Below are 23,257 nucleotides of genomic sequence, written 5' to 3'. Positions count from 1 at the left end.
CCTTCCGGCTCCCCTCTCCGGTCACTTCCGACCAAGTGACGCTGCATCCCGGTCATCAGGCGATTCCCGGCCGCGTCTTCCCTAGCATCGCTGTCCCGTCCCCCGGCCAGAGGGGACGGGCACGCGCGGCTCTGCGTCCGACGACGGGGCGGCGACCGTCCACGCGAGGGAAGGCACCGGATGACATCCCGCCGACGCAGTGCACGCCCCGGCTCGCCACGAGCGCAGGGCCGCCCCCGGCCGACGAGGCCGCGGCCGGCCCGGGGTGAGGACAAGGTGCTGAGGGCCTTGCTGTCCTTCCTCGAACGGCTGCCCAAGCCGTACCGCCGGCTCCCGCAGCCGTGGCACTTCCTCGCCAAGCTGGTGACGGTCGCCGCGGTCGTCTACGTCTGCTGGGGCGTCATCACCGCTGTCGTCAGCGCGATCCTGTCGTTCCTCCTCCTGCTGGCCTTCGGCGGCTTCACGCTGGCCGTGCTCTTCGGCAGCTTCAAGTACGCCACGAGCGCGGAGGGCCGACGCGAGGAGGAACGCTGGTACGAGGAGAACGACCCGCGCGGCAACGGCCCGCGGGGCGCTCTCTAGGTCCGGCTGCGTCCGGGACCTGCCCGTCCCCGCACGACGGCATCGAGCCAACCGGCGAGTGCGCGGAAGTCGGCGTGGCCGAGGCCCTCGGCCGGGTCGACGCGGTGGAGGAGCGACGGGGCGGGGTGACCGGCATCGACCCACTGCCGGTCCACGCCACTGATCTCGTCGTCGACCCAGATGAAAGGCCGGCCGCCGGCCCACTCCACGAGTGGGCGGGTCTTCCAGTGCAGGCCCCGCGGGCCGTCGTCCGCCTCGGCATCCGGCCACGCCACGACGGGCAGCCGCGGCAGGCCGAGACGCGGGGCGACGACCTCGTTCGCCTCTTCCCCCCAGGTCGTCGCCCAGACGAGGCGGCAGCCCAGGGCCAGCAGACGCGGTCCGATTGCCGGGTCGAGCCGGGTCAGCAAGGGGTTGCCGGGACCGGCGGGCGCCCATGCGCCGCCGTCAGCGGCCCATGGGGGGCCGGCCGGCGATCCGAACGGGATCAGTGGGCCGTCGACATCGAGGAAGAGGAGAGGTCGCCCGGCTGCACTGGTCACGGCGGCACCATAGCCCGGCGCGCTGGAGGCGCCGCATCGCGTGCTCGGCCGTCCCCCCGGGGTACTTCGGAGCGGTTCCGGGCAGCCGCTCACCACGAACCCCCAGGTCACAGCCCCCCACTCATACGCGTTTCCGCCCAGGGCTGGCGGTACGGCAAGATGGGGTGTATCTGCCCACTGCCAGTTTCAAGCTGCCGGACGGTTTCTCTTGGCTGAGTTCATTTACACCATGCGCAAGGCGCGCAAAGCGCACGGCGACAAGGTGATCCTCGACGACGTGACGACGAGCTTCCTGCCGGGGGCGAAGATCGGCGTCGTCGGCCCGAACGGCGCCGGCAAGTCGACGATCCTCAAGATCATGGCCGGCATCGAGCAGCCGTCCAACGGTGACGCCTTCCTCACGCCCGGTTACACGGTCGGCATCCTGCTCCAGGAGCCGCCGCTGAACGAGGAGAAGACCGTCCTGGAGAACGTCCAGGAGGGTGTCGCCGAGATCAAGGGCAAGCTCGACCGGTTCAACGAGATCGCCGAGCAGATGGCGACCGACTACTCCGACGAGCTCATGGACGAGATGGGCAAGCTCCAGGAGCAGCTCGACCACGCCAACGCCTGGGACCTCGACGCCCAGCTGGAGCAGGCCATGGACGCCCTGGGCTGCCCGCCCGGCGACTGGGCCGTCACCAACCTCTCCGGTGGTGAGCGCCGCCGCGTCGCGCTGTGCAAGCTGCTGCTGGAGCAGCCCGACCTGCTGCTGCTCGACGAGCCCACCAACCACCTCGACGCCGAGTCGGTGAACTGGCTGGAGCAGCACCTGGCCAAGTACCCGGGCACCGTCGTCGCGGTCACCCACGACCGGTACTTCCTCGACAACGTCGCCCAGTGGATCTGCGAGGTCGACCGCGGTCGCCTCTACCCCTACGAGGGCAACTACTCGAAGTACCTGGAGACCAAGGCCGCCCGCCTGAAGGTCGAGGGGCAGAAGGACGCCAAGCGGCAGAAGCGGCTGAAGGAGGAGCTCGAATGGGTTCGCTCCAACGCCAAGGGGCGGCAGGCCAAGTCCAAGGCGCGTCTGGCCCGCTACGAGGAGATGGCCGCCGAGGCCGACAAGATGCGGAAGCTGGACTTCGAGGAGATCCAGATTCCGCCGGGCCCTCGCCTGGGCAGTGTCGTCGTCGAGGTCAACAACCTCACCAAGGGCTTCGGTGACAAGCTCCTCATCGACGACCTCTCCTTCACGCTGCCGCGCAACGGCATCGTCGGCATCATCGGCCCGAACGGCGCCGGCAAGACCACGCTGTTCAAGATGATCCAGGGCATCGAGGAGCCCGACTCCGGCTCGATCAAGGTCGGCGAGACCGTCAAGATCTCGTACGTGGACCAGAGCCGCGAGAACATCGACCCCAAGAAGACCCTGTGGGCCGTCGTCTCCGACGAGCTGGACTACATCAACGTGGGCCAGGTCGAGATGCCCTCCCGCGCGTACGTGTCCGCCTTCGGGTTCAAGGGGCCGGACCAGCAGAAGCCGGCCGGTGTGCTCTCCGGTGGTGAGCGCAACCGCCTGAACCTCGCGCTCACCCTCAAGCAGGGCGGCAACCTCCTGCTCCTCGACGAGCCGACCAACGACCTCGACGTCGAGACCCTCTCCAGCCTGGAGAACGCGCTGCTGGAGTTCCCCGGCTGCGCCGTGGTCGTCTCCCACGACCGGTGGTTCCTGGACCGCATCGCCACGCACATCCTCGCCTACGAGGGCGAGTCCAAGTGGTTCTGGTTCGAGGGCAACTTCGAGTCGTACGAGAAGAACAAGGTCGAGCGGCTCGGCCCGGACGCCTCCCGTCCGCACCGCGCCACCTACAAGAAGCTGACCCGGGGCTGATCTTGCGGCACATCTACCGCTGCCCGCTGCGCTGGGCGGACATGGACGCGTACGGCCACGTCAACAACGTGGTCTTCCTCCGCTACCTGGAGGAGGCCCGTATCGACTTCCTGTTCCGCCCGGACAAGGACTTCCAGCAGGGGTCCGTGGTGGCGCGCCACGAGATCGACTACAAGCGGCAGCTGGTCCACCGGCACCACCCGGTGGACATCGAGCTGTGGGTCACGGAGATAAAGGCGGCGTCCTTCACCCTCGCCTACGAGGTGAAGGACGGCGACGTCGTCTACGTGCGCGCCTCGACGGTGATCGTGCCGTTCGACTTCGAGGCGCAGCGCCCGCGGCGGATCACCGAGGAGGAACGGGAGTTCCTCCAGGAGTACACGGACGACAAGGCGGAGGCCGTCGCCGCATGACGGTGCTCCACCTCGCCGACGAGGGGGAGGCGGCGGATCTCGCGGCCTTCCTCTCCCGGCTGCTCCACTACGACCGCGGGGCCGCGGTGCGTCTGCAGGCCGCGGGCACCGCGCTCGCCGTCTTCGGCAGGCCGCCGTCCTTCGAGGTGCTGGCGATCCGCGCGGTACGGCTGGCGAAGCCGTACGAGAACGGGCTCGACGTCACGCTGGACGTGACGGTGTCCGCAGGAGAGCTGCTGGAGTCGGTGGACGAGAGGGGCGCCACGGCCGTCGTGCCGGGCGCGGTGACCGGCCCGCCCTGGGCCGGTGTGCTGCCGCCACGCGGCGGCTGGCGGCCCGAGCCGGGGCTGCCCGCGCCGGACGCGCTGCGGTCCCTGGTGGCCGCCGCGGTCGCCGAGTTCCGCTCGCGTACGGGGGAACTGCCCGACGAGCGGCGCACCCGCGCCGAGCTGGACCGGATCGGCCGGGACATCTGGTCCCGCACGGTCGGCGGCACCCGGCTGCCCGTCCGGGCCGTGCACGCCGCCCAGTCGCTGGGCTTCCTGCGGCCCGGGGCACCGCCCGCCCTGTTCTCCTCGGGCGCCTGGCTGCGGCTGCGCACGCCCTACGGATCGGTCGCCGTACGGCGGGCCGGGCTCGGGGCACTGGACGTCAGCGTCCGCTGACCGGCCCCCGGCGCCGGTCAGCCCGGGGTGTTCACCATGGAGGCCGCCGCGTACGTCAGGTAGCTCCACAGCGTGTGCTCGTGCTCCTCGGACAGGCCGAGCTCCTCGACGGCGACCCGCATGTGCTTCAGCCAGGCGTCGTGCGCCGCGCGGTCGACCGTGAAGGGCGCGTGCCGCATGCGCAGCCGGGGGTGGCCGCGGTTCTCGCTGTACGTGGTGGGGCCGCCCCAGTACTGGATCAGGAAGAGCGTGAGCCGCTCCTCGGCCGGGCCCAGGTCCTCCTCGGGGTACATGGGCCGCAGCAGCGGGTCCTCGGCGACTCCCTCGTAGAAACGGTGGACGAGCCGGCGGAAGGTCTCCTCCCCGCCGACCTGCTCGTAGAAGGTCTGCTCCTGAAGCGTGCCGCGCCGAATCTCTTTCACGCCGTCCATGGTCTCAGACGCACCGGCATAGGTCTGAAGACCTAGGTCCCGCGCGAAGATCCCCGCCTTACTGTGGAGGCATGGGCGGCCACGCATCCGGCAGGGAACTCGACACACGCGCCGCCTCAGCGCGGGCGGCGCTGGTGCGGCGGATCGAGACGAGCGGGGCCTGGGCCGCCGACCCGGTGTGGCGCGAGGCGTTCGAGACGGTACCGCGGCACCTCTTCGTGCCCTACTACTACGTCGCCGTCGCCGGCGGTTTCGAACGCCGCTGGGGCGAGAGCCCGGAACGGGAGGCGCGCGAGCGGTGGCTGCGCGGCGCCTACGAGGACACCCCGCTGGCGACCCGGCTGCGGGACGGTGAGCTGCTGTCGTCCAGCAGCCAGCCGTCCCTGATGGCTCAGATGCTGGTCGCGCTGGAGGTACGGGACGGTCACCGCGTCCTGGAGATCGGCGCCGGGACCGGGTACAACGCGGCGCTGCTCGCCCACCGGCTCGGCGACGACCACGTCACCACCGTCGACCTGGACCCGGAGATCACCGAGTCGGCCCGCCGGCACCTCGCGGTGGCGGGGTACCGTCCGGTCGTCGTCACCGGCGACGGCGCCCGGGGCGTGCCCGAACGCGCGCCGTTCGACCGGATCATCGCCACCTGCGCCCTCAGCAGCGTGCCGCGGGCCTGGCTCGCGCAGTGCCGCCCGGGCGGACGGGTCCTCACGCCGCTCGCCACCGGACTGATCGTGCTCACGGTCGAGGACGCGGGGCACGCCAAGGGGCGGTTCCTGCCCACGCCCGCCTACTTCGTGCCGCTGCGCGGCGGGAGCGGGCCGGGGGCGGAACCGCTCCCGCTGGGCGGGGTGCCGCACCGGGCCAGGGAGGACGACCTGTTCCGCTTCCTGCTGGCCCTGACCCGCGGCAGCCTCGATCCGCAGGAGGCCCACGCGCTGTGGGAGCAGGAGGGCAGGCCGCGGCGCGAGCGCTACGGCATCACCGTCGGCGGGGACCGGGAGTGGGCCTGGCTGGACGACCCGGAGGGGCCGTACGCCTGGCCCCTCCCGTCCTGATCTCCGGTCCGGCGCCCGGCCCCGTGAGCCGGGCGGGCGGGGTCAGCCGCGGCGGATCGTGATCGTCGTCCAGGCGCCGACGTGCACCCGGTCGCCGTCCTGCAGCGGTACCGGGACGAACGGCTGGATCGGCTCCTCCGAGCCGTTGACCGTCGTGCCGTTCGTCGAGTTCTGGTCGACGACCGCCCAGCTGCCGTCCGGCTGCTGCACCAGCACCGCGTGCTGGTGCGAGACGCCCGGGTCCTCCGGCGGCGTCGACAGGTCGATGTCGGGGGTGTCGCCGGTGGAGTGGCGGCGGCGGCCGATCGTGATCTGGTTGCCGGTGAGCGTGCGCTGCTGCTCGGGCGAGTACGCGGGCAGGTTCAGGCCCGCGGCCTCGGGGCCGGAGCGCTGCATCATCGCCATGAAGTACTCACGGTCCGGGCCGATCGTCGCGGTCCACGTCGCCGGGCCCTGGGGGGCCTGCGGCTGCTGCGGGAAGCCGCCGGGGCCGGGCGGGGCCTGGGTGGCGCCGGGCTGCGGGTAGCCGTAGCCGCCGCCCTGCCCGGGGCCGCCGGGTCCGCCCGGGCCACCGGACGGAGGGGAGAGCACCCAGTCGTCGTCACCGCCGCCGAAGGACGGACCGCCCTGCTGCGGCGGCCGCCGGGTCTCCTGCGGGAAACCGGGCGGGGCCGGCGGGCCGGACGGGTGGAACGCCTGCGGAGCACCACCGGGGCCGCCGGGACCGCCGTGGCCACCGGGACCGCCGGGACCGCCGTGGCCGCCCGGGCCGGGCGGCGGCGGGACCGGACGGGACGGGTCGGGACCGAATCCGGGCGAGCCGGAGGGGCTGCCGGGGCCACCGGGACCGGGGTGGCCGCCCGGACCGCCCTGGCCGGGATGACCGCCCTGGCCGGGATGACCGCCGGGTTCGGGAGGACCGCCGGGGCCGCCCTGGCCGGGCCGGCCGGACGGGTCGGCGCCGAAGGGCGGGATCGGCTCGGCCGGACGGTTCATCTGCGAGGGACGGGAGCTCTGGTAGTCGAACCCGTCACCGCCGCCGTAGGACGGACCCGACGGGCCGGGCCGGCCGGGCTGCTGGAAGCGCACGCCCTGGCCGGGCGCCGGCGGGGGCGGGGCCGCGGGCGTGTACGAGGTCGCCGTGTTCGTCAGGAAGTTCCACCGGCACTCCTCGCAGAAGGGCGCGCCGCCCTCACGGGGCGTGCGGCACTGCGGGCAGAGCTCCGGCTCGGCGTTGGGCACGGCGGACAGGTGCGGCGGGCGGCCACCGGGCTGGCCACCCGGGCCGCCGGGACCGGCGGGGGGCGGGAAGCCGTAGCCGCCGGGCGGGGGCGGCGGGGGAGGCGGAGGCACGGCACCCGCCATGCGGTGACCGCAGACCTCGCACCAGTCGTCGGAACCCGACTGGTGTCCGTTCGGGCAGGTCGGCATGTCGGCGCGTCCCTCCTTCGATCTCTTCTAGGTCACTTCTTCACGCGAACGGTCTTGGTGGACCGGGTTTCGAGCGTCATCTCGTCCGCCTCCTCGACCTTCGCCTTCAGTCGCACAGTACCGGTCGCGGCGTCGACCACGTCCACCACCTTCGCAAGCAGTTTCGCAGTATCGGCGTTCCCGGAGGCACTCGCGAGCTGAACGGCCCGGCCCAGTTTGGCCGTTGCTCCGTCGATATCGCCCGACTTGCGCAGGTCCAGCCCCTGTTGGATGACTTGTGCCAGTTCGGCCTGCCCGGTGTAGTGGGCCACCTGCGGGTTGATCGACGTCGAGGCGACCATGTCGTCGGTCCACACGGCCCGCACCAGGCCCTGCGCGCCGAGGTTCTGGACGCTGCCGTCGGGCTGCGGAACGACCAGCGAGATCCGGGCCGCGAGCATCTCCTGGCCGAGGCCGGCGGGCGGCACCTCCACGCAGACGTGGTAGTCACGGGACTCGTCGCCCCAGGAACCCAGGGGATAGTCGCCCGCGCGCGGGCCCGCCTCGGTGCGCCGGCCGGTCAGTTCCTCGACGGTGGGGGCGACCTGCTTGACGAACCTCACCGTCGTGCCCACCGGGGTCCACAGCCGCAGGGAGACGTCCGCGACCTCCTTGCCCATCGCCGTCTCCATCATGCGCGTGAAGTCGGCGGCGAGCCCGGCCGGATCGGCGACGATGTCGGCCGTGCCGAGCAGGGCGGAGGCGATGCCTGTGACTTCTTTCACTTCCCAGTCGGTGCCCACGCCGCGCGCGTCACACGTGAAGCGCCCGGCGCACGCGTCGAGCGCGGCCTTCAGGTCCTCGGGCGACTCGTGCTCGTTGCGGCCGTCGGTGAGCAGGATGCCGTGCCGGATGGCGACGTCCGTCGAGGACAGCAGGCGGTCGGCCAGCCGCAGCCAGGTGCCGATCGCCGTACCGCCGCCCGCGCTCAGCGAACGCAGCGCCTGCTTGGCCTGGGCCCGGGTGGTGGCGTCGGCGACCGCGACCCGGCCGCCGCCCGGGTAGACCTCCTTCGCCACGTGCGTCCCGCCGATCACCGCGAAGTGCACGCCGTCGCGCAGGGTGTCGATCGCGGCGGCCGTGGCGTCCCGGGCGTTGCGCATCTTGGTCGGCGGGTAGTCCATCGACCCCGAGCAGTCGACCATGACCGCCACGGCGGCGGACGGGCCCTGGCCGGGCGCGTAGAGCTGGGGCGCCGCGACCGCGCTGCCGATCGTGCCGCCGCCGGTCGCCGTCACCGTGACGATGGCGTTGACCTCGCCGGAACCCTCCGGCAGGTACTCGTTCTGGTACACGTCCACCGAGAACCGGGGCACGTTCGACTTCGAGAAATTGGCCATGCCTGCTTCGATCCCCCTTCAAAGCCCCCGCCGCGGCGGGGTGATGACGGTGGGCGGACCGGTCCCCTCCGGTCCGCCGAGGCGTCCCCGTACGTGGCCTCAGGCCGATCCTGCCCCCTGAGGGACGGCGGGGAACGGCACGAGGGCCACTGTTACGTTGTCGTGGCCCCCGCCGTCCAGGGCGTGGCCGACGAGCACCCGGGCGCTGTGCAGCGGACGCGTGGCCGCGTCGAGCGGGACGACCCGGGCCATCTCCTCGGCTCCCTCCGCGTAGTTCCACAGGCCGTCCGTGCAGACCACCACCACGCCCGGCCGGTCCGGCTTGAACGCCGCGGTGTGCGGCTCCAGTTCGTAGGCGTCGGCGCCGAGCCAGCCGGTGATCGCGTGGGCGCGCTCGTCGGCGTAGGCCTCGGCCTCGTTCATCAGGCCCGCCGCGACCATCTGCGCGGCCCAGGAGTCGTCCTCGGTGAGCCGGGCCGGGGGAGCGCTCCGGTCGACCGGCACCCAGTAGGCGCGGCTGTCGCCGACCCAGCCGACGATCAGCAGGCCCGACGTGACCACCGCGCCGACGATGGTGCACGCGGGGGCGTTCTGGTGCGGGCCCTGCTCGCGGGCCGTGGCGGGCTCGGCGGCCAGGGAGTTGACCGCGCGGGAGGCGGCGACGATCGCGTCGTGCATCGCCTGCTGCGGGTGCGTGCCCTGGGGCAGGGCGGTCAGCAGGGACTCGCTCGCCGCCCTGGACGCGGCCGCCGAGGCGTCGTCGGGACGGGTCGCCGAGGAGACGCCGTCGCAGACGATCGCCACGCAGGCGGGGGAGCCGTCGGGCAGCGCGGTGCTGCCGATGGCGAACGCGTCCTCGTTGCGGTGGTGGCGCAGGCCGCGGTCGCTGACCGCGGCGACCGGGCCGGACTCCTGCTCCATGTGGTCCCGTTCGCGCGGCTGGGCGTGGCCGCAGTTCTCGCAGTAGCCGTCGTCGTCCACGCGGCCGGCTCGGCAGGCCACGCAGACCTTGCCGCCGGAGCCCGCGGCCTGCGCGGCGGGCTCGGCGGACACCCGTGGGTCCGGTGCCTGGAGGAGGTATTCGTCCGGCTGGGGCGGTTCGGCCTCGGCCGGGGCGGCGTGGCCGCCGGGCTGCGGCGGCCGGTCGAAGCGGACGCCCGCGGCCGGGGCCGGCGGGGCGCTCGGGGGCGGGGGCGTGCCCGGCGGCAGGGCGGAGCCGCCCGTGCCCGTGCCCGGCACGCCCGTCGGTGGGTGCGCCGGGGCCGGGGCTCCGGGGCCGTCCGGCCCGGGGGCGGTCCAGGCCGGGCCGGCGTCCGGCGCGGCCCGGAGGTACGCGCCGGCCGGTGCGCCCTGCGTGGGCACCGAGCCGTTCATGGCGATGGTCGGGTTGTCCTGCGGCCGTTCGGGCACGGCGGACAGGTCGTATCCGCACGCGCCGCAGAAACGGTCACCCGATTCGAGGGGTTCCTCGCAGCTCGGGCAGGCGGACAACTGGGGCATCTGCGACATCAACTACACCCACGTCCGGGGGCGGTAACGATTGGCACGTTCCACCAGGTCGATCCTCTCCTCGCCGCCCCGCGCCAGCCGGGCCAGCGTGCGGTACGAACGTTCCAGGCCGAAGCGCAGGCCCCGTTCGTCCAGGCCGCTGCCGAGCAGCGTCCGTCCTCCGGCGGCGGGAGGGGCGGAACCCTGGCCCCCGGAGAGTACCCAGTCCAGGGCGCAACCGAGGACTTCGGCCGACAGCTGCTCGCGGCGCGCCGGATCCAGACCGTACGCCTCCAGCGCCTCCACCTGGGCCGCGGCGGCCGTCAGGTCCCCGAGGAAGGCCCCGTCCGACGCCGTCGCCGTGCGCTGCCGCAGCCGGGCCCGGACGGCCGCCACCCGGGCCGCCGTGTAGTGGATCGACGACTCCGGGACCGACTCCAGGGTCCGTACCGCGCCGCGCCGGTCCCCGGTCGCCAGCTGCACCCGGGCCAGCCCGAAGGCGGCGCTCACGTAGCTCGGATCGGTCGACCACACCAGCCGGTAGTACTCGGCGGCGTTGTCGAGCTGGCCCAGCACCTCCGCGCACAGGGCCAGCGCCAGCTTCGGGGCGATCTCGCCCGGGAAGGCGTCGTAGATCGCGTCGAAGGCCAGCGCGGCGCCCTCGTCGTCGCCCGTGACCAGGGCGGCCACGCCCCGGTACCAGACCACCCGCCAGTCGTCGGGCCGTTCGTCCTCCAGGGCCGCCAGCGTCCGCAGGGCGGCGCCCGGGTCGCCCGTCTCCAGCCAGGCCCGGGTCCGGCGCAGCCGGGTCTCGGTCGACGGGGCCGGGGCCGCGGCGAGGGCGCCGAGCAGCTCGGCCGGGGCCGAGGTCATCAGACCCGCGAGGAAACCGGCGTTGGGGTCGGTGGGGTCGACACGGGGAACCGGCAGGGCGAGGGCCGCCGCGGGGGTGTCGACGGGTTTGACGAGGCCGGGAGCGGCGGGGCCCGGCGTGCCGGGGGCGGGGAGCGCGGTGGGGGTCCGGCGGCGTCCGGTGCGCGCCGCCCGGGCTCCCAGGAGGGACACCTCGCCGGCCGGCTTCGGGAACAACTCCACGTCCGTGACCCGCAGTTCCGGCCCGAACAGGGTGGACAGCGCGGGCCGGGAGCGGCCGGTCTGGAGGGAGACGACCTCGCGCAGCACACCCGTCAGCTGCTCGGTCATCTCCTGCGCGGAGGCGAAGCGCCGGGCCGGGTCGGGGTCGGTGGCGCGCACCAGCAGGCGGTAGAACGACTCGTACTGCCGGAACACCTCGATGTGGTCCGGGTCGGGCAGGGAGTCCACGTAGACGTTCGTGTAGCCCTGGAAGTCGAAGGTCAGGACGGCCAGGGTGCGCGCGACGGTGTACAGGTCGCTGGCCACCGACGGGCCGGCCTCGGCCACCTCCGGGGCCTGGTAGCCGACCGTGCCGTAGATGGCCGACTCCTCGTCGTCCATCCGCCGCACCGCGCCCATGTCGATCAGCTTCAGCTGGTCCTCGGTCTGGATGGCGTTGTCGACCTTGAAGTCGCAGTAGAGCAGGTTCCGGCTGTGCAGGTGGCCGAGCGCCTCCAGCGCCTCGATGCCGTAGGCGCAGGCCTGCTCCACGGGCAGCGGGTCGCGCCGGCCCTGCGCCGTGCGGCGGGCGTTGGCGATCTCCTTGAGCGACTTGCCGCCGACGTACTCCATGACGATGTAGCCGTCGAGCGAGCCCGTGCGCTGGTCCAGGTGCTCCACGAAGTTGTAGATCCGCACGATGTTGGCGTGTTCGATCTCCGCGAGGAAGCGCCGCTCCGAGATCGCCGCCGCCATGGCGTCCTGGTCGCCCGTGTCCAGCAGGCCCTTGAGGACCACCCAGCGGTCCGAGACCGCCCGGTCGACGGCGAGGTAGATCCAGCCGAGACCGCCGTGCGCGAGGCAGCCGACCACCTCGTACTGGCCGTGCACCACGTCCCCGGTCTTGAGCTTCGGCACGAACGAGTACGGGTGGCCGCACTTGGTGCAGAAGCCCTCCGTCCGTCCCGGCCGCTCGCCGCGCGCCCGGCCCACCGGCGCGCCGCAGTCCGAGCGCGAGCAGAACCGCTTCCGCTCGGGCACCTCGGGACGGTCCAGGACCATCGCGCGCGGGTCGGGCCGGGGGATCGGCGGCACCTGCACCAGCCCGGCGCCCAGCCGTCCCCGGGACGACGAACCGGCCGCGGAACCGGAGCTGCGCACCGACACCGAGCGGCCCGTCGACCTGCCCGACAGGGAACGCGACAGACGCCCGGACACCGACCGGCGCGACTTCGACGACTGCGACGACGTACCGGAACTGCGGCCGCTGGAGCGGGAGCCGGCGCTGCCGGTGGATCCGCGCGAGCCGCCCCTGCCGCCCGCCGTGATGCCGGTGGGCGGTGAGCCGACCATGCCGTCCGGGGCGACGACCGGGGCCAGGCCGCAGGTGTCGCAGTACAGCTCGCCGCCGCCCACGTCCTCGTACGCGCCCTCGCAGGCGGGGCGCTGGCAGCTGCGCGCGGGGCCGGGTGGCTCGTGCGGTGCCTGACTCATGGACTCCCCCTCGTCGCTCATGCGCCCGGCCCCCTCCGGTCGTCCTCGGGCCCGCCCTGGTCCGGCACGCGCGGGCCGCCGAGCAGTTCGGCCGCCGCGTGCTGGTAGCGCAGCACGGCCTGTTCGGCGGCGCGCAGGTCGCAGGGGGCGCTCCACAGCATGCGGCGGGCCTTCTCGTAGCGCTCCACCAGCAGCGTGTCCTCCGCCAAGCCGTGCCGGGCGACCTTCGCCTTGTACGCGTCGAGCCGGCCGCGCAGCTCGGCGCGCACCGCCAGGGGCGCGGTGACGGCCGTCAGCGACTCGCGGGCGCGCAGCAGTTCGTCCTCGGCCTTCTGCTCCAGGGACTCCAGCAGCGGGGACAGCCGGTGCCACTGCCCCTGCCTGCGGTACTCCGCGGCCGCCGCCAGCTGCTCCTGCAGCACGGTGGGCGGGCCGCCGACCACCGGCACCTCCGTCGCGGCGATCTTCGCCAGCACCTCGCCGCGCGCGGTGCGCGCCTCGGCGAGCGTGCGGTCCGCGCGGCTGAGGACGTCGCGCAGCGCGACGATCCGCTTCTCCGCGTCCTGACGGACCGTCAGAACGGCGTCGATCTCCCGCCGGACGTCCTCCAGGGCGCGCGCCTCACGGTCGTACACCGTCGTGTCCGGCCGGCCGCCGCCCGGAGCAGAACTGCCCTCGGCCGGCTGCCAGAACGCCAGCGGGTCCGAGACCACCTGCTCGCGCAGCTTGGTCAGGGTGCGCGTGATGCGCTCCAGGTCGTCGCCGGCCGGGTGCTCACCGGGGCGCACGCCCACCGAGTGGGCGAGCCGGCGGGTGCGCTGCAACTCGGCCGCCAGCAGGTCGATCCGGGCCGGCAGCGCCGACCAGACCGCGTCCGCGGCGACCACCATGTCCAGGCTGGTCGCGTACAGCTCGTTCATCCGGTCGACGAGCGCGGCGAGCGAGTAGCGCTCACTGAGCTTCCCGGAAGAACCGTGCGGTGTCGCGGCGTTGGCCGCCGCGGCGGCGCTGCCCGCGACGGTGACCGACTCGCCGCCCAGGAGCTCCGTCAGCTCCACCAGGTCCTCGCGGCTGGACCAGCGGCGGCGGGCCCGGATCTCCCGGGCGGAGCGCAGCGCGCCGGAGTACGCGTCGAAGTACGTCCACAGCAGCGTGATCGACGCCTCCGTGGCCGTCCAGCGCTCCCGGGTCACGCCGGTGAGCTCGGCGCCTTCCAGGAGTCTGCGGCCCGCGTGGTCCTGCAGGGCGAGGAGCGAGGTCTCGATCGCCTCGTGCTCCGCGCCGAGCCGCGCCAGCGCACGGTCCACCTCGTCCCGGTCCATTACCGGCCCGGCGGGTCCCGTGACGCCCATCGATCACCTCTCGCTGCGGTTGTGCCGGTCGGGGGTTGGCGGCTGGTGCACTCGTCGGTCTCGGCCGGTCCTCAGCCGGTGCGGAGGTACTGCGGCGCCGGGGGCTCCGACTTGCCCGCATCCTTGCCCAGTGTCGCCGACAGCCATTTCTCGTACGACGCCTGCCAGCCGTTCGCGGTGTCCTTGCGGTAGTCCACCAGGATCTGGTTGACCCGGCGTACCAGATCGTCGGCGTCCTTCTTCATCGCCACGCCGTAGTACTCGGCAGTGAAGGCGTCTCCCTTGAGCTGGACCGTCGGGTCCTGGGCCGCCTGGCTCGCCGCGAGGGCGCCGTCCGTGACCACCGCGTCGACCTCGCCGAGCTGGAGCCGCACGAGGCAGTCGAGCTGGTTCGGGACGGTGGTGGAGATGTCCGTGGTGGCGGGCAGGTCGCCGCTCTTCTTGTCCTCTTCCAGCGTGGAGTACGCCGTCGAACCGGCCGCCGTGCAGATCCGCTTGCCGGCGAGCGTGCCGTCGTAGCCCTTGACCGGCGAGTACTTGGGGGCGAGGACCTGCTGGCCCGTCTTGAAGTAGGGCGCGGAGAAGGCGACGTCCTCGATGCGCTCGCAGTTGATCGTCATCGTGCGGACGACCATGTCCACGCGGCCTTCCTGGATCGCGGGGATGCGCTGGTTGGTCGGGATCGCCTTGAACTGGACGGCCTTCGGGTCGCCGAGTATGTCCTCGGCGATGCGGTGGACCAGGTCGATGTCGAAGCCCTCGAGCTCCGCGGCCTTGCCCCGGCCGGGGTTGCGGTAGCCCCAGCGGTAGCTGTTCTGGTCGACGCCGACGATCAGCTTGCGCTTCTCGCCCGTGCGGTTCTTGATCGCCCGGATGGTGCGGCCGTCGGCGGAGGAGGGCGCGAGGGTCTGCTTCTCGGGCTCCTCGCAGTCGTCGTCCGCCCGTCCGGTGGTCGCGGTGGCGCCCGTGGTGCGGGTCGAGACGGGATCGGTGTCGGTGGCCTTCGCGGTCACGGCCGATTTCGGGAGGCAGAGCGCGAAGACCGCCACCAGGGCGCAGACGACCGCCATCGCGGTGACCCCGCCCCAGCCCTTGAGACTGCTGCGCATCGTGCCTCCTCCTTTCGCCCGCGGCCCGTTCACCGGTACTCCGAGAGCCTGCGGCCGATGCCGAGTACCGCGCCCGCGGCGCCCAGGACCGCGAGGACCGCGGCGCCCGCCGGGAGGCCCGTCAGCGCGTCCCTGCCGTCGCCCGCCGCGTGCTTGAACTCCGTCTCCTCGTGCGCCAGGGCCGCGCGCAGGTTGGCGTCGACGCTGTCGAAGCACTCGCCGGTCGCGCCCCTGGCGCCGATGACCAGGTCCAGCGCCTGCTGGTAGTTGCCGTGCTCGTCCTGCTCGCGGGCCGCCGAGTGGCGCTCGCGCCACTCCTTCATGTTGCCCAGGGCCGTGGTGACGGGGCGTTCGCCCGCGGTGTCGTCGGCGAGTGCCCCGGCCGCCGCGAGGTGGTCGCCGAGGGCCTTGATGTCCCTGCCGAAGTCGTAGTCGTAGGCGTCGTACGTCCGGTCGCCGATCTTCTTCGTCTCCGCGCCCCGGGCGACCAGGGTGAGGTTCTCGTTGCCCCGGGCCTTCAGGGAGGCGATGCGGGCGTCGTGCAGCACGTTCAGGGAGCGGACGCCGTGGTCGTAGGAGTCGCCCAGGGCGGCGCGGGCGACGCTGTGGCCGACGACCAGCCACAGCAGGACGGCCGTGGCGGTGGCCGTGGCGGCGACCAGGCCGTGGTTGAGGACCCGGTTCGTGCGGCGGTAGGTGCGGTGCTGGGACCAGGCGAGGGCGGCGAGCGCGAGGACGCCGAGGGCGATGGCCGCCCAGGGGTAGGGGCGGGCGTCCGCGTAGTCCGCCTCCAGGCGCTGGTTCTCCTTCGTGTAGAGGTCCTCCGCGGCCGGGAGCATCTGCTGCTGCATCTTCTCGTTGGCGTAGCGGAGATAGGCGCCGCCGACGGGGAAACCCTGGCGGTTGTAGGTGCGGGCGCGTTCGATCAGGCCCTTGTACTCCGGCAGGAGTCTGTTGAGCTCGGCGATCGTCGCGGTGGAGGGGGAGTCCGGTTCGGCGTTGGCGGCCGCGTTGACGAGCTTCTCGGCGGCCGTGCGGATGTCCTTCTCGTAGCGGTCACGGGTGCCGGCCGGCTCCTGACCGCCGGCGAGGAAGCCGCTGGAGGCCGCGGTGTTGGCGTCGGCGAGGGAGCGGTAGATGTCGGCCGCGTCGGAGGTGAGGGGCTGGCTGCTGGTGAGGACGTCGTCGGCGGCGGCCGCGCGTTCGGTCATCTGCCAGGCCGTGACCGAGCCGAAGGCGAGGACGAGCGCGGCCAGCAGGGCGCCGATGATGCGCAGCCGGCCGGGCTCGGTGGTGGCGGCGGTGCGCAGCTGGTCCAGGCCCTCGGCGAAGGCGGTGCGGCGGGGGGAGCGCAGGGTGGGGGAGGGGTGCGGCGGGGGGCCCTCCGGGGCCGGCGGGGCGGGCTGGGCCGGTACGGCCGGCAGGATGGGCAGGCCGGAACTCGCCGGTGGTGGTGTGCTGCTCTTCGACGTGTACGTCACCGTGACCTCCCCCATGGTCATCCGTCGCCGCAAGTATCGCCGCCGGAACCGGCATGCGCACCGGGCTTGCCTCGATCTTGATCGGATCGCAGCGCGGAGCACCACCCCTGTCCAGGTACACGTTCGGGGGGATTGTTCGGTTCCCGTGGGGGTGGGGTGCCCGGAGCGTGTGCCAGTTCAGCCCTCGTAGTGTCCGCGCAACCGTCGCTGGGCCCCCTGCCCGGCGCCGAGGCGGTCGAGACCCAGCAGCGCCGCGCCCAGGACCGGTCTGGCCGTCACCACCCGCGGGACCGCCTTGGGAGCCCGCTCGGCGAGCACGTGCTCGATACGGTCGTTGAGCTGGGCGTGCCGGGCGGCCAGGACGCCGCCGCCCAGCAGGACCGGGGTCTCCTCGTCCAGCAGGTCGAGGCGGGTGAGGGCCACCACGGCCATGGCGACCACCTCCTCGGCCTGCCGCTCGACCAGCGCGCGGGCGATCGCGTCGCCCCCGGCGGCCGTCGCGAAGAGGACCGGCGTCAGCTCGTGGCGCCGGGGCGCCGGGATGCGCTCCAAATGCAGTGCCTCGACGAGGGCGTGGGTGGAGGGCAGGCCGAAGTGGGCGGGGAGGGTGCGGGACAGTTCCGTGGGGGCGCCCCGGCCGTCCTCCGCCCGGGAGGCGTGCCACAGGGCCTCCTCCGCCAGGCCCCAGCCGCCGCCCCAGTCGCCCGACACCCGGCCGAGCGCGGGGAACCGGGCCGTGCGGCCGTCGGGGCGCATGCCGACGCAGTTGATGCCGGCGCCGCAGACGACGGCCACGCCGCGCGGCACGGTGACGCCGGCCCGCAGGATGGCGAAGGTGTCGTTGCGGACCGTCACCGTCTCCGCCCAGCCGCGGGCCCGCAGCGCGGACGCCAGCCGCTCCTCCTCCACGGGGAAGTCGGCGTTGGCGAGGCAGGCCGAGACGTGGGTGACCGAGGTGACTCCGGCGGCGGCGAGGGCCTGCGCCACGGGTGCGGCCAGCTCCCGCATCGCCGTGTCCAGACCCACGGCCGGTGGGCGGAAGCCGCCCCCGCGCGCCGTGGCCAGGACCTCTCCGTCCGTGGTCACGATCGCCACGTCGGTCTTGCTGTTGCCCGCGTCGATCGCGAGGACACGTGCGGTCAGGCCCACGCCAGATGCTCCCGGTTGTGTGCGATGAGCCGGTCGGTGAGCGTCTCGGCGTACGCGTACTGGCCGATGAGCGGGTGGGAGAGCAGCGCGCGGAAGACGCGGTCGCGGCCGCCGTGCAGGGCGGCTTCCAGGGCCAGGTGCTCGTAGGCGGTGACGTCGGCCATCAGGCCCACGTACAGGGGGTCGACGGGGCGTACGGGGAGGGGTGCCGCGCCCTTGGCGTCCACGGCCGCCTGCACCTCGACGACGGCGTCGTCGGGGAGGAACGGGAGGGTGCCGGCGTTGTACGTGTTCACCACCTGGTGCGGCGTGCCGCCGCCGCCCAGCAGGGCCGCGGCCAGGTCCACCGCCGCCTCCGAGTAGTAGGCGCCGCCCCGCCGGGCGAGCAGCTCCGGCTTCTCGTCCAGGGCCGGGTCGGCGTACATCGCCAGCAGGCGCCGTTCCATGTCGGCCACTTCGGCCGCCCGGGAGGGCTTGGTGCGCAGCTCCCGTACGACCTCGTCGTGGGCGTAGAAGTAGCGCAGGTAGTAGGAGGGGACCACGCCCAGGGTGTCGAGCAGGGGGCGGGGCAGGTGGAGGTCCGCCGCGATGGTGTCGCCGTGGTCCGCCAGGAGCCGGGGCAGGACGTCCTCGCCCTCGGGGCCGCCGAGGCGTACGGCCGTCTCCCAGGTGAGGTGGTTCAGGCCCACGTGGTCCAGGTGGAGCGCGGAGGGCTCCAGGGAGAGCAGCGCCGCGAACTTGCGCTGAAGGCCGATCGCCACGTTGCACAGGCCGACCGCCTTGTGCCCCGCCCCGAGCAGGGCGCGGGTCACGATGCCGACCGGGTTGGTGAAGTCGATGATCCAGGCGCCGGGGTTGGCGCGGCGCACCCGGTCCGCGATGTCCAGGACGACCGGGACCGTGCGCAGGGCCTTCGCCAGGCCGCCGGCACCCGTGGTCTCCTGGCCCACGCAGCCGCATTCCAGGGGCCAGGTCTCGTCCTGCTGCCGGGCCGCCTGGCCGCCCACGCGCAGTTGCAGCAGGACCGCGTCCGCGCCGTCGACCGCCGCGTCGAGGTCGGTCGTGGTGGTGACACGGCCGGGGTGGCCCTGGCGGGCGAGGATGCGGCGGGAGAGGCCGCCGACGAGGTCGAGGCGGTCCTGCGCCGGGTCCATCAGCACCAGTTCCCCGACGGGCAGGGTGTCCCTCAGCCGGGCGAAACCGTCCACGAGTTCGGGGGTGTAGGTCGAGCCTCCGCCGACCACGGTGAGTTTCATACGTGTGCTAACCCTTCACTCCGGTGAGCGTGACACCCTCGACGAACGCCTTCTGGGCGAAGAAGAACACGAGGATCACGGGGGCCATGACCAGCACGGTCGCGGCCATGGTGAGGTTCCAGTCGGTGTGGTGGGCGCCCTTGAACGACTCCAGGCCGTAGGAGAGCGTCCAGGCGCCCGGGTTCTCCGAGGCGTAGATCTGCGGGCCGAAGTAGTCGTTCCACGCGTAGAAGAACTGGAAGAGCGCCACTGCGGCTATGCCCGGTCTGGCCATCGGCAGAACGACCTTCAGCAGGGTGCGCGGCTCGCCGCAGCCGTCCACCCTCGCGGCGTCCAGATACTCGTCGGGGATGGTGGTGAGGAACTGGCGCAGCAAGAAGATGGAGAACGCGTCGCCGAACGCCATGGGGATGATCAGGGGCCACAGCGTGCCGGACAGGTCCAGCTGCTTCGCCCAGAACAGGTACATCGGGATGACGACCACCTGCGGCGGCAGCATCATCATCGAGATGACCAGCATCAGGGCGAACTTGCGGCCGCGGAAGCGGAACTTGGCCAGGGCGTAGGCGACGGGGACCGAGGAGACGACCGTGAGGACCGTGCCCAGGCCCGCGTAGAGCAGGGTGTTCCGCCACCACGTGAGGAAGCCGGGGGTGTCGAAGACCTTGGCGTAGTTGCCCCACTCCCAGGTCCGCGGGACCAGGTCGCGGCTGAGCGCCTGACTGTCGCTCATGAGGGAGGTCAGGAGGACGAAGACGAAGGGGAGCGTGAAGAACAGGGCCGCCGCGATGCCGAGGGAGTGGACGGCGATCCATTCCAGCAGGGCCCTGCGGTGGGCCGTGCGTTGCGTGGGCGGCGCCTGCTTCAGGTCCAGGGGCTTGTCGAGCACCTGCGTCATCGGTCACCTGCCTGGATCAGGCCGCCCCTGCGGCGCATCAGAAGTGCCGTGAAGGCCATGGAGAGGGCGAACAGGACCAGGGCGACGACGCACGCCGAGCCGTAGTCGAAGCGCTGGAAGCCCAGGTTGTAGACGAGTTGGGGGAGGGTGAGGGTGGACTTGTCCGGGTAGCCGGGCTCGAACTGGGTTCCCGCGCCCTGGATGACGCCCGAGGCGACCTTTCCGGCGACGAGGGGCTGGGTGTAGTACTGCATCGCCTGGATCACGCCGGTGACCACCGCGAACACCACGATCGGGGAGATGTTCGGGAGGGTCACGTAGCGGAAGCGCTGCCAGGGGGACGTGCCGTCCAGTTCCGCCGCCTCGTACTGCTCCTTCGGCACGTCCAGCAGCGCCGCCATGAAGACGACCATCAGGTCGCCGATGCCCCACAGGGCCAGCAGGGTCAGGGCCGGCTTCGACCAGGCGGGATCGCTGAACCAGCCCGGGGCCGGCAGGCCCGCCCGCTCCAGGACGGAGTTGACGGGACCCGTGCCGGGGTTGAGGAGGAAGGCGAAGGCCATCGTGGCCGCGACGGGCGGGGCCAGGTAGGGCAGGTAGAACAGGGTGCGGAAGACGCCCGTGGCCGTCCTGATCCGGGTGATCAGCAGGCCCACGCCCAGGCCGAAGACGACCCGGAGCGCGACCATGACGACGACCAGCCAGAGGGTGTTGCGCAGAGCGGGCCAGAACAGGGGGTAGTGCTCGAACACGTACGCCCAGTTCTTCGTGCCCGCCCATTGCGGCGGCTTGAAGCCGTCGTAGCGCGTGAAGGAGAAATAGACGGTGGAGAGCAGGGGATAGGCGAAGAAGACCGAGAAGCCGATCAGCCAGGGGGAGAGGAAGGCCAGGGTGCGCAGGGCCGAGCGGCGGTGCTTCGCGCGCAGCGTGTGGGTGCTCATGGCCTACTTCGCCTGTGCGATGTCCGTGTCGATCTGCGCGGCCACCTTCCTCAGGCCCGCCTTGAGGTCGGTGGCCTTGCCGCTCTCGTAGTCGTAGCCGAACTGCTGGATGGTGGTGAGGTAGACGCCGCCGTTGACGGAGGCGGGAGCCGTCGTGGAGTCGGGGTGCGCGGCGATCTCCAGGAACGTCTTGAAGCGCGGGTCGTACGTCAGCTTCGGGGACTTCAGCGCCGCGAGCGTCGACGGCACGTTGTGGATCGCGTTGGAGAACCGCACCACCGCGTCCGTGTCGGTGGTCATGTACTTCACCAGCTCCCAGGCCGCGTTCTGCTTCCTGCTGGTCGCGGCGATCCCGGCGATCGTGCCGGTGATGTAGCCCTTGCCGTACTGGCCGGCCCGGTCGTCGGGGACGGGCAGCGGGGCCACCCCGATCTCGAACTCGGGCTCGGCCTCCAGGGCCATGCCCAGGCGCCACTCGCCGTCGAGCTGCATGGCGACCTGGCCGGTGTGGAAGGGGTGCTTGGGGCCCCACTCGTCGCCGAGCCCCGCGCGGTAGGTCTCCAGCCTGCGGTAGCCGCCGAGGGTGTCGACCAGCTTCTTCTGCATCCGGAAGGCCTGCTCGAAGGCCGGGTCCTTGCCGACGTTCGACCTGCCGTCCCGGTCGAAGTAGGTGGGCGAGAACTGGCCCAGGTAGTGCTCGGTGGTGGTCTCCCAGCCGTGGTAGTTCGGCATAAAGCCGAGCTGCTCGTAGCTGTCTCCCCGACGGATCGTCAGCTTCTCGGCGACCCGCTCGAACTCCGACCAGGTCTTCGGCGGGGCGGTGATGCCGGCCTTCTCGAACGCCGTCTTGTTGTAGTAGAGGCCGTAGGCGTCGCCGAGCAGGGGGACCGCGCAGCGGTTGCCCTCGAACTGCGTGTACTCGTTCATCGCCTTCGGGAAGGTCCTCGCCGGGTCGATGCCGGACTTCTCGAAGAACGGGTCGAGGTCGACCAGGGCGCCGGAGGAGCAGAACTTGCCGACGTTGTTCGTGGTGAAGGACGAGATCACGTCCGGGGCCTTGCCGCCGCCGGCGCGCAGGGCCTGGTTGATCTTGTCGTCCGTCATGGTGCCGACGACGTCGACGTGGATGTTCGGGTGCGCCTTCTCGAAGCCGGCGACCAGGTCCTCGACGGCCCGCACCTCCGAGGGTGCGCTCCAGCCGTGCCAGAAGGTGAGGGTCGTCTCCTTCGAGGCGTCGTCGGAGGCGCCGGAGTCCGCCTGGCCCGTACAGGCCGTGGCGAGGAGGGCGAGGGAGGCGGAGGCGGCGAGGACGACAGCCGCCCTTCGGGACATTCCGGGCATGGCAGGGTCTCCCTGGGGCACGGGAACGGAAGGGGAAGGGGGGAGAGGGAAGAGGGAGGGGATAAGGGGAAGGGGGTGGGTCAGCGGGAGGTGTCGAAGACCTCGTCCCGTGTCGTCGCGAGCGCGCTCTCCAGCGCGCCGCGCAGCACGGGGTGTTCCTGGACGTCACCCACGACCAGGCGCGGGCGGGACGCCGCCAGTTCTTCCAGTTCGGCCTGGACGAGCGCGCGCAGCGGCTCACCGCCCGCGGTGAGGGCCGCGCCGCTCAGCACGACGAGTTCGGGGTCGAGGACCGAGACCAGGGAGGCCAGGCCGGTGGCCAGTCTGGTCGCGTAGGCGCGCAGCAGGTTCCGGTGCGGTGCGTCGCCGGTCCGCGCGGCCCGGGCCACCAGCTCGGCGGCGGCCTCGGCGTACGAGCCCTGGGGGATGTCGTCGATGCCGAGGTCACGGGCCAGGCGCGGGACGGCCTGGGAGCCGGCCAGCTCCTGGTAGCCGCCGCTGTTGGCCTTGGTGACCTGCCGGACCAGGGGCGTGCCCGGCACCGGCAGGAAGCCGACCTCGCCGGCGCCGCCGGTCCAGCCGCGGTGCAGCCGGCCCCCGAGGACCAGGGCGGCGCCCAGGCCCTCCTCGTTCCACAGCAGCACGAAGTCCGTGTGGCCCCGGGCCGCTCCCAGCCGCTGCTCGGCGAGCGCGACCAGATTGACGTCGTTCTCGTACTCGAACGGCATCGGCAGGGCCGCGGCCAGCTCCTCCAGGAGGGTGGGGGAGTGCCAGCCGGGCAGATGGGAGGCGTAGCGCAGCCGGCCCGTCGTGGGGTCGAAGGCGCCGGGGGTGCCGATGACGAGGCGCCGCACGTCGTCCCGGGCCAGGCCCGCCGCCTTCACCGCGCCGTCCAGGGCGTCGGTGACCTGCCGGACCACCGGGGTGCCGGAACGCCTGCCGGGAGCGGGCAGTTCGAAGCGGCCGATCGTGCGGCCGGTGATGTCGGCGACCGCGGCGAGGATCCGCCGGGGCGTGACGTCGAGCCCGGCGGCGTACCCGGCCGCGGGGTTGACCTCGTAGAGCTGGGCGCTCGGGCCGGGGCGGCCCTCGGTGGTGCCGGTGGCCAGGACCAGCCCCGCCGCCTCCAGACGCGCCAGGAGCTGGGAGGCGGTCGGCTTGGACAGGCCGGTGAGCTTGCCGATCCGCGTCCGGGACAGCGGTCCGTGCTCCAGGAGCAGGTCCAGGGCGGCCCGGTCGTTCATGGCGCGCAGGACGCGCGGGGTGCCCGGCGTTCCGGCGGTTCCTGCCATGCGTGTCCACA

Annotated in this window: 20 protein-coding genes; 5 read left to right on the top strand and 15 right to left on the bottom strand. The window is 72.8% G+C overall.

Annotation, left to right across the window (positions count from 1 at the left end):
* Nucleotides 1-276 precede the first annotated feature (276 nt).
* Complete coding sequence (locus ACF07N_RS13015) at nt 277-582, top strand: hypothetical protein (protein WP_392111710.1); 306 nt, start codon at nt 277-279, stop codon at nt 580-582.
* Here the strand turns inward: ACF07N_RS13015 and ACF07N_RS13010 are convergent.
* Nucleotides 579-1,124, bottom strand: a complete 546-nt coding sequence (locus ACF07N_RS13010; protein WP_392111707.1) for an HAD domain-containing protein — start codon at nt 1,122-1,124, stop codon at nt 579-581. The two genes, ACF07N_RS13015 and ACF07N_RS13010, sit on opposite strands and share 4 nt — an antisense overlap.
* Nucleotides 1,125-1,332: 208 nt before the next feature.
* Between ACF07N_RS13010 and ettA the strand changes: the two genes are divergently transcribed.
* The 3 genes from ettA to ACF07N_RS12995 are packed head-to-tail and all read left to right on the top strand — an operon-like array spanning nt 1,333 to nt 4,075.
* Nucleotides 1,333-2,997 (top strand): energy-dependent translational throttle protein EttA, encoded by a 1,665-nt coding sequence (gene ettA, locus ACF07N_RS13005; RefSeq protein WP_311686583.1) that lies wholly within the window; start codon nt 1,333-1,335, stop codon nt 2,995-2,997.
* 2 nt (nt 2,998-2,999) lie between these two features.
* Nucleotides 3,000-3,410, top strand: a complete 411-nt coding sequence (locus tag ACF07N_RS13000; protein WP_383327988.1) for an acyl-CoA thioesterase — start codon at nt 3,000-3,002, stop codon at nt 3,408-3,410.
* Nucleotides 3,407-4,075, top strand: a complete 669-nt coding sequence (locus ACF07N_RS12995) for a hypothetical protein (RefSeq protein ID WP_392111704.1) — start codon at nt 3,407-3,409, stop codon at nt 4,073-4,075. Before ACF07N_RS13000 ends, ACF07N_RS12995 begins: the two co-directional genes overlap by 4 nt.
* A 17-nt stretch (nt 4,076-4,092) precedes the next feature.
* Here the strand turns inward: ACF07N_RS12995 and ACF07N_RS12990 are convergent, their stop codons facing one another.
* Nucleotides 4,093-4,506 carry a globin gene (locus tag ACF07N_RS12990; protein WP_383327982.1) on the bottom strand — a complete coding sequence of 138 codons (414 nt, stop codon included), beginning with the start codon at nt 4,504-4,506 and terminating at the stop codon, nt 4,093-4,095.
* Between the two features lie 71 nt (nt 4,507-4,577).
* Here ACF07N_RS12990 and ACF07N_RS12985 point away from each other — a divergent pair, with 71 nt between their 5' ends.
* A complete protein-coding gene (locus tag ACF07N_RS12985) occupies nt 4,578-5,561 on the top strand; it encodes a methyltransferase domain-containing protein (RefSeq protein WP_392111701.1) in 984 nt (327 codons plus the stop codon).
* Nucleotides 5,562-5,603: 42 nt separating this feature from the next.
* Here the strand turns inward: ACF07N_RS12985 and ACF07N_RS12980 are convergent, their stop codons facing one another.
* From ACF07N_RS12980 to ACF07N_RS12920, 13 genes are all read right to left on the bottom strand, one after another.
* The gene (locus tag ACF07N_RS12980) at nt 5,604-6,992 is read right to left on the bottom strand and encodes an FHA domain-containing protein (RefSeq protein ID WP_392111698.1); all 1,389 of its coding nucleotides are present in this window, start codon (nt 6,990-6,992) and stop codon (nt 5,604-5,606) included.
* 32 nt (nt 6,993-7,024) lie between these two features.
* A complete protein-coding gene (locus tag ACF07N_RS12975) occupies nt 7,025-8,371 on the bottom strand; it encodes a VWA domain-containing protein (protein WP_392111696.1) in 1,347 nt (448 codons plus the stop codon).
* 99 nt (nt 8,372-8,470) lie between these two features.
* Nucleotides 8,471-9,880, bottom strand: a complete 1,410-nt coding sequence (locus ACF07N_RS12970) for a PP2C family serine/threonine-protein phosphatase (protein WP_392111694.1) — start codon at nt 9,878-9,880, stop codon at nt 8,471-8,473.
* A gap of 3 nt (nt 9,881-9,883) precedes the next feature.
* Nucleotides 9,884-12,427, bottom strand: a complete 2,544-nt coding sequence (locus ACF07N_RS12965) for a tetratricopeptide repeat protein (protein WP_392111692.1) — start codon at nt 12,425-12,427, stop codon at nt 9,884-9,886.
* A 17-nt stretch (nt 12,428-12,444) separates the two neighbouring features.
* Nucleotides 12,445-13,779, bottom strand: a complete 1,335-nt coding sequence (locus ACF07N_RS12960; protein WP_383327964.1) for a hypothetical protein — start codon at nt 13,777-13,779, stop codon at nt 12,445-12,447.
* A 71-nt stretch (nt 13,780-13,850) separates the two neighbouring features.
* Nucleotides 13,851-14,888, bottom strand: a complete 1,038-nt coding sequence (locus tag ACF07N_RS12955) for a glutamate ABC transporter substrate-binding protein (RefSeq protein ID WP_392111689.1) — start codon at nt 14,886-14,888, stop codon at nt 13,851-13,853.
* A gap of 29 nt (nt 14,889-14,917) precedes the next feature.
* Nucleotides 14,918-16,384, bottom strand: coding sequence for a hypothetical protein (locus ACF07N_RS12950; protein WP_392112406.1), 1,467 nt, complete (start codon nt 16,382-16,384; stop codon nt 14,918-14,920).
* Between the two features lie 162 nt (nt 16,385-16,546).
* Nucleotides 16,547-17,518: an N-acetylglucosamine kinase gene (locus tag ACF07N_RS12945; protein WP_392111686.1), complete on the bottom strand. Its 972-nt coding sequence runs from the start codon at nt 17,516-17,518 to the stop codon at nt 16,547-16,549.
* Complete coding sequence (locus tag ACF07N_RS12940; RefSeq protein ID WP_392111683.1) at nt 17,509-18,774, bottom strand: 6-phospho-beta-glucosidase; 1,266 nt, start codon at nt 18,772-18,774, stop codon at nt 17,509-17,511. The genes ACF07N_RS12945 and ACF07N_RS12940 overlap by 10 nt, the downstream gene beginning before the upstream one ends.
* A gap of 7 nt (nt 18,775-18,781) precedes the next feature.
* A complete protein-coding gene (locus ACF07N_RS12935; RefSeq protein ID WP_392111680.1) occupies nt 18,782-19,672 on the bottom strand; it encodes a carbohydrate ABC transporter permease in 891 nt (296 codons plus the stop codon).
* A complete protein-coding gene (locus ACF07N_RS12930; protein WP_392111677.1) occupies nt 19,669-20,613 on the bottom strand; it encodes a carbohydrate ABC transporter permease in 945 nt (314 codons plus the stop codon). The genes ACF07N_RS12935 and ACF07N_RS12930 overlap by 4 nt, the downstream gene beginning before the upstream one ends.
* 3 nt (nt 20,614-20,616) lie before the next feature.
* Nucleotides 20,617-21,954 (bottom strand): ABC transporter substrate-binding protein, encoded by a 1,338-nt coding sequence (locus ACF07N_RS12925; protein ID WP_392111674.1) that lies wholly within the window; start codon nt 21,952-21,954, stop codon nt 20,617-20,619.
* 80 nt (nt 21,955-22,034) lie between these two features.
* A complete protein-coding gene (locus tag ACF07N_RS12920; protein WP_383584873.1) occupies nt 22,035-23,246 on the bottom strand; it encodes an ROK family protein in 1,212 nt (403 codons plus the stop codon).
* Nucleotides 23,247-23,257: the final 11 nt, after the last annotated feature.

The sequence above is a fragment of the Streptomyces sp. NPDC015242 genome, assembly GCF_043079125.1.
Classification (GTDB): Bacteria; Actinomycetota; Actinomycetes; order Streptomycetales; family Streptomycetaceae; genus Streptomyces.
The sequence above is the reverse complement of the archived record's forward strand: the minus strand, read 5'-3'. Positions and strand labels throughout refer to the sequence as shown.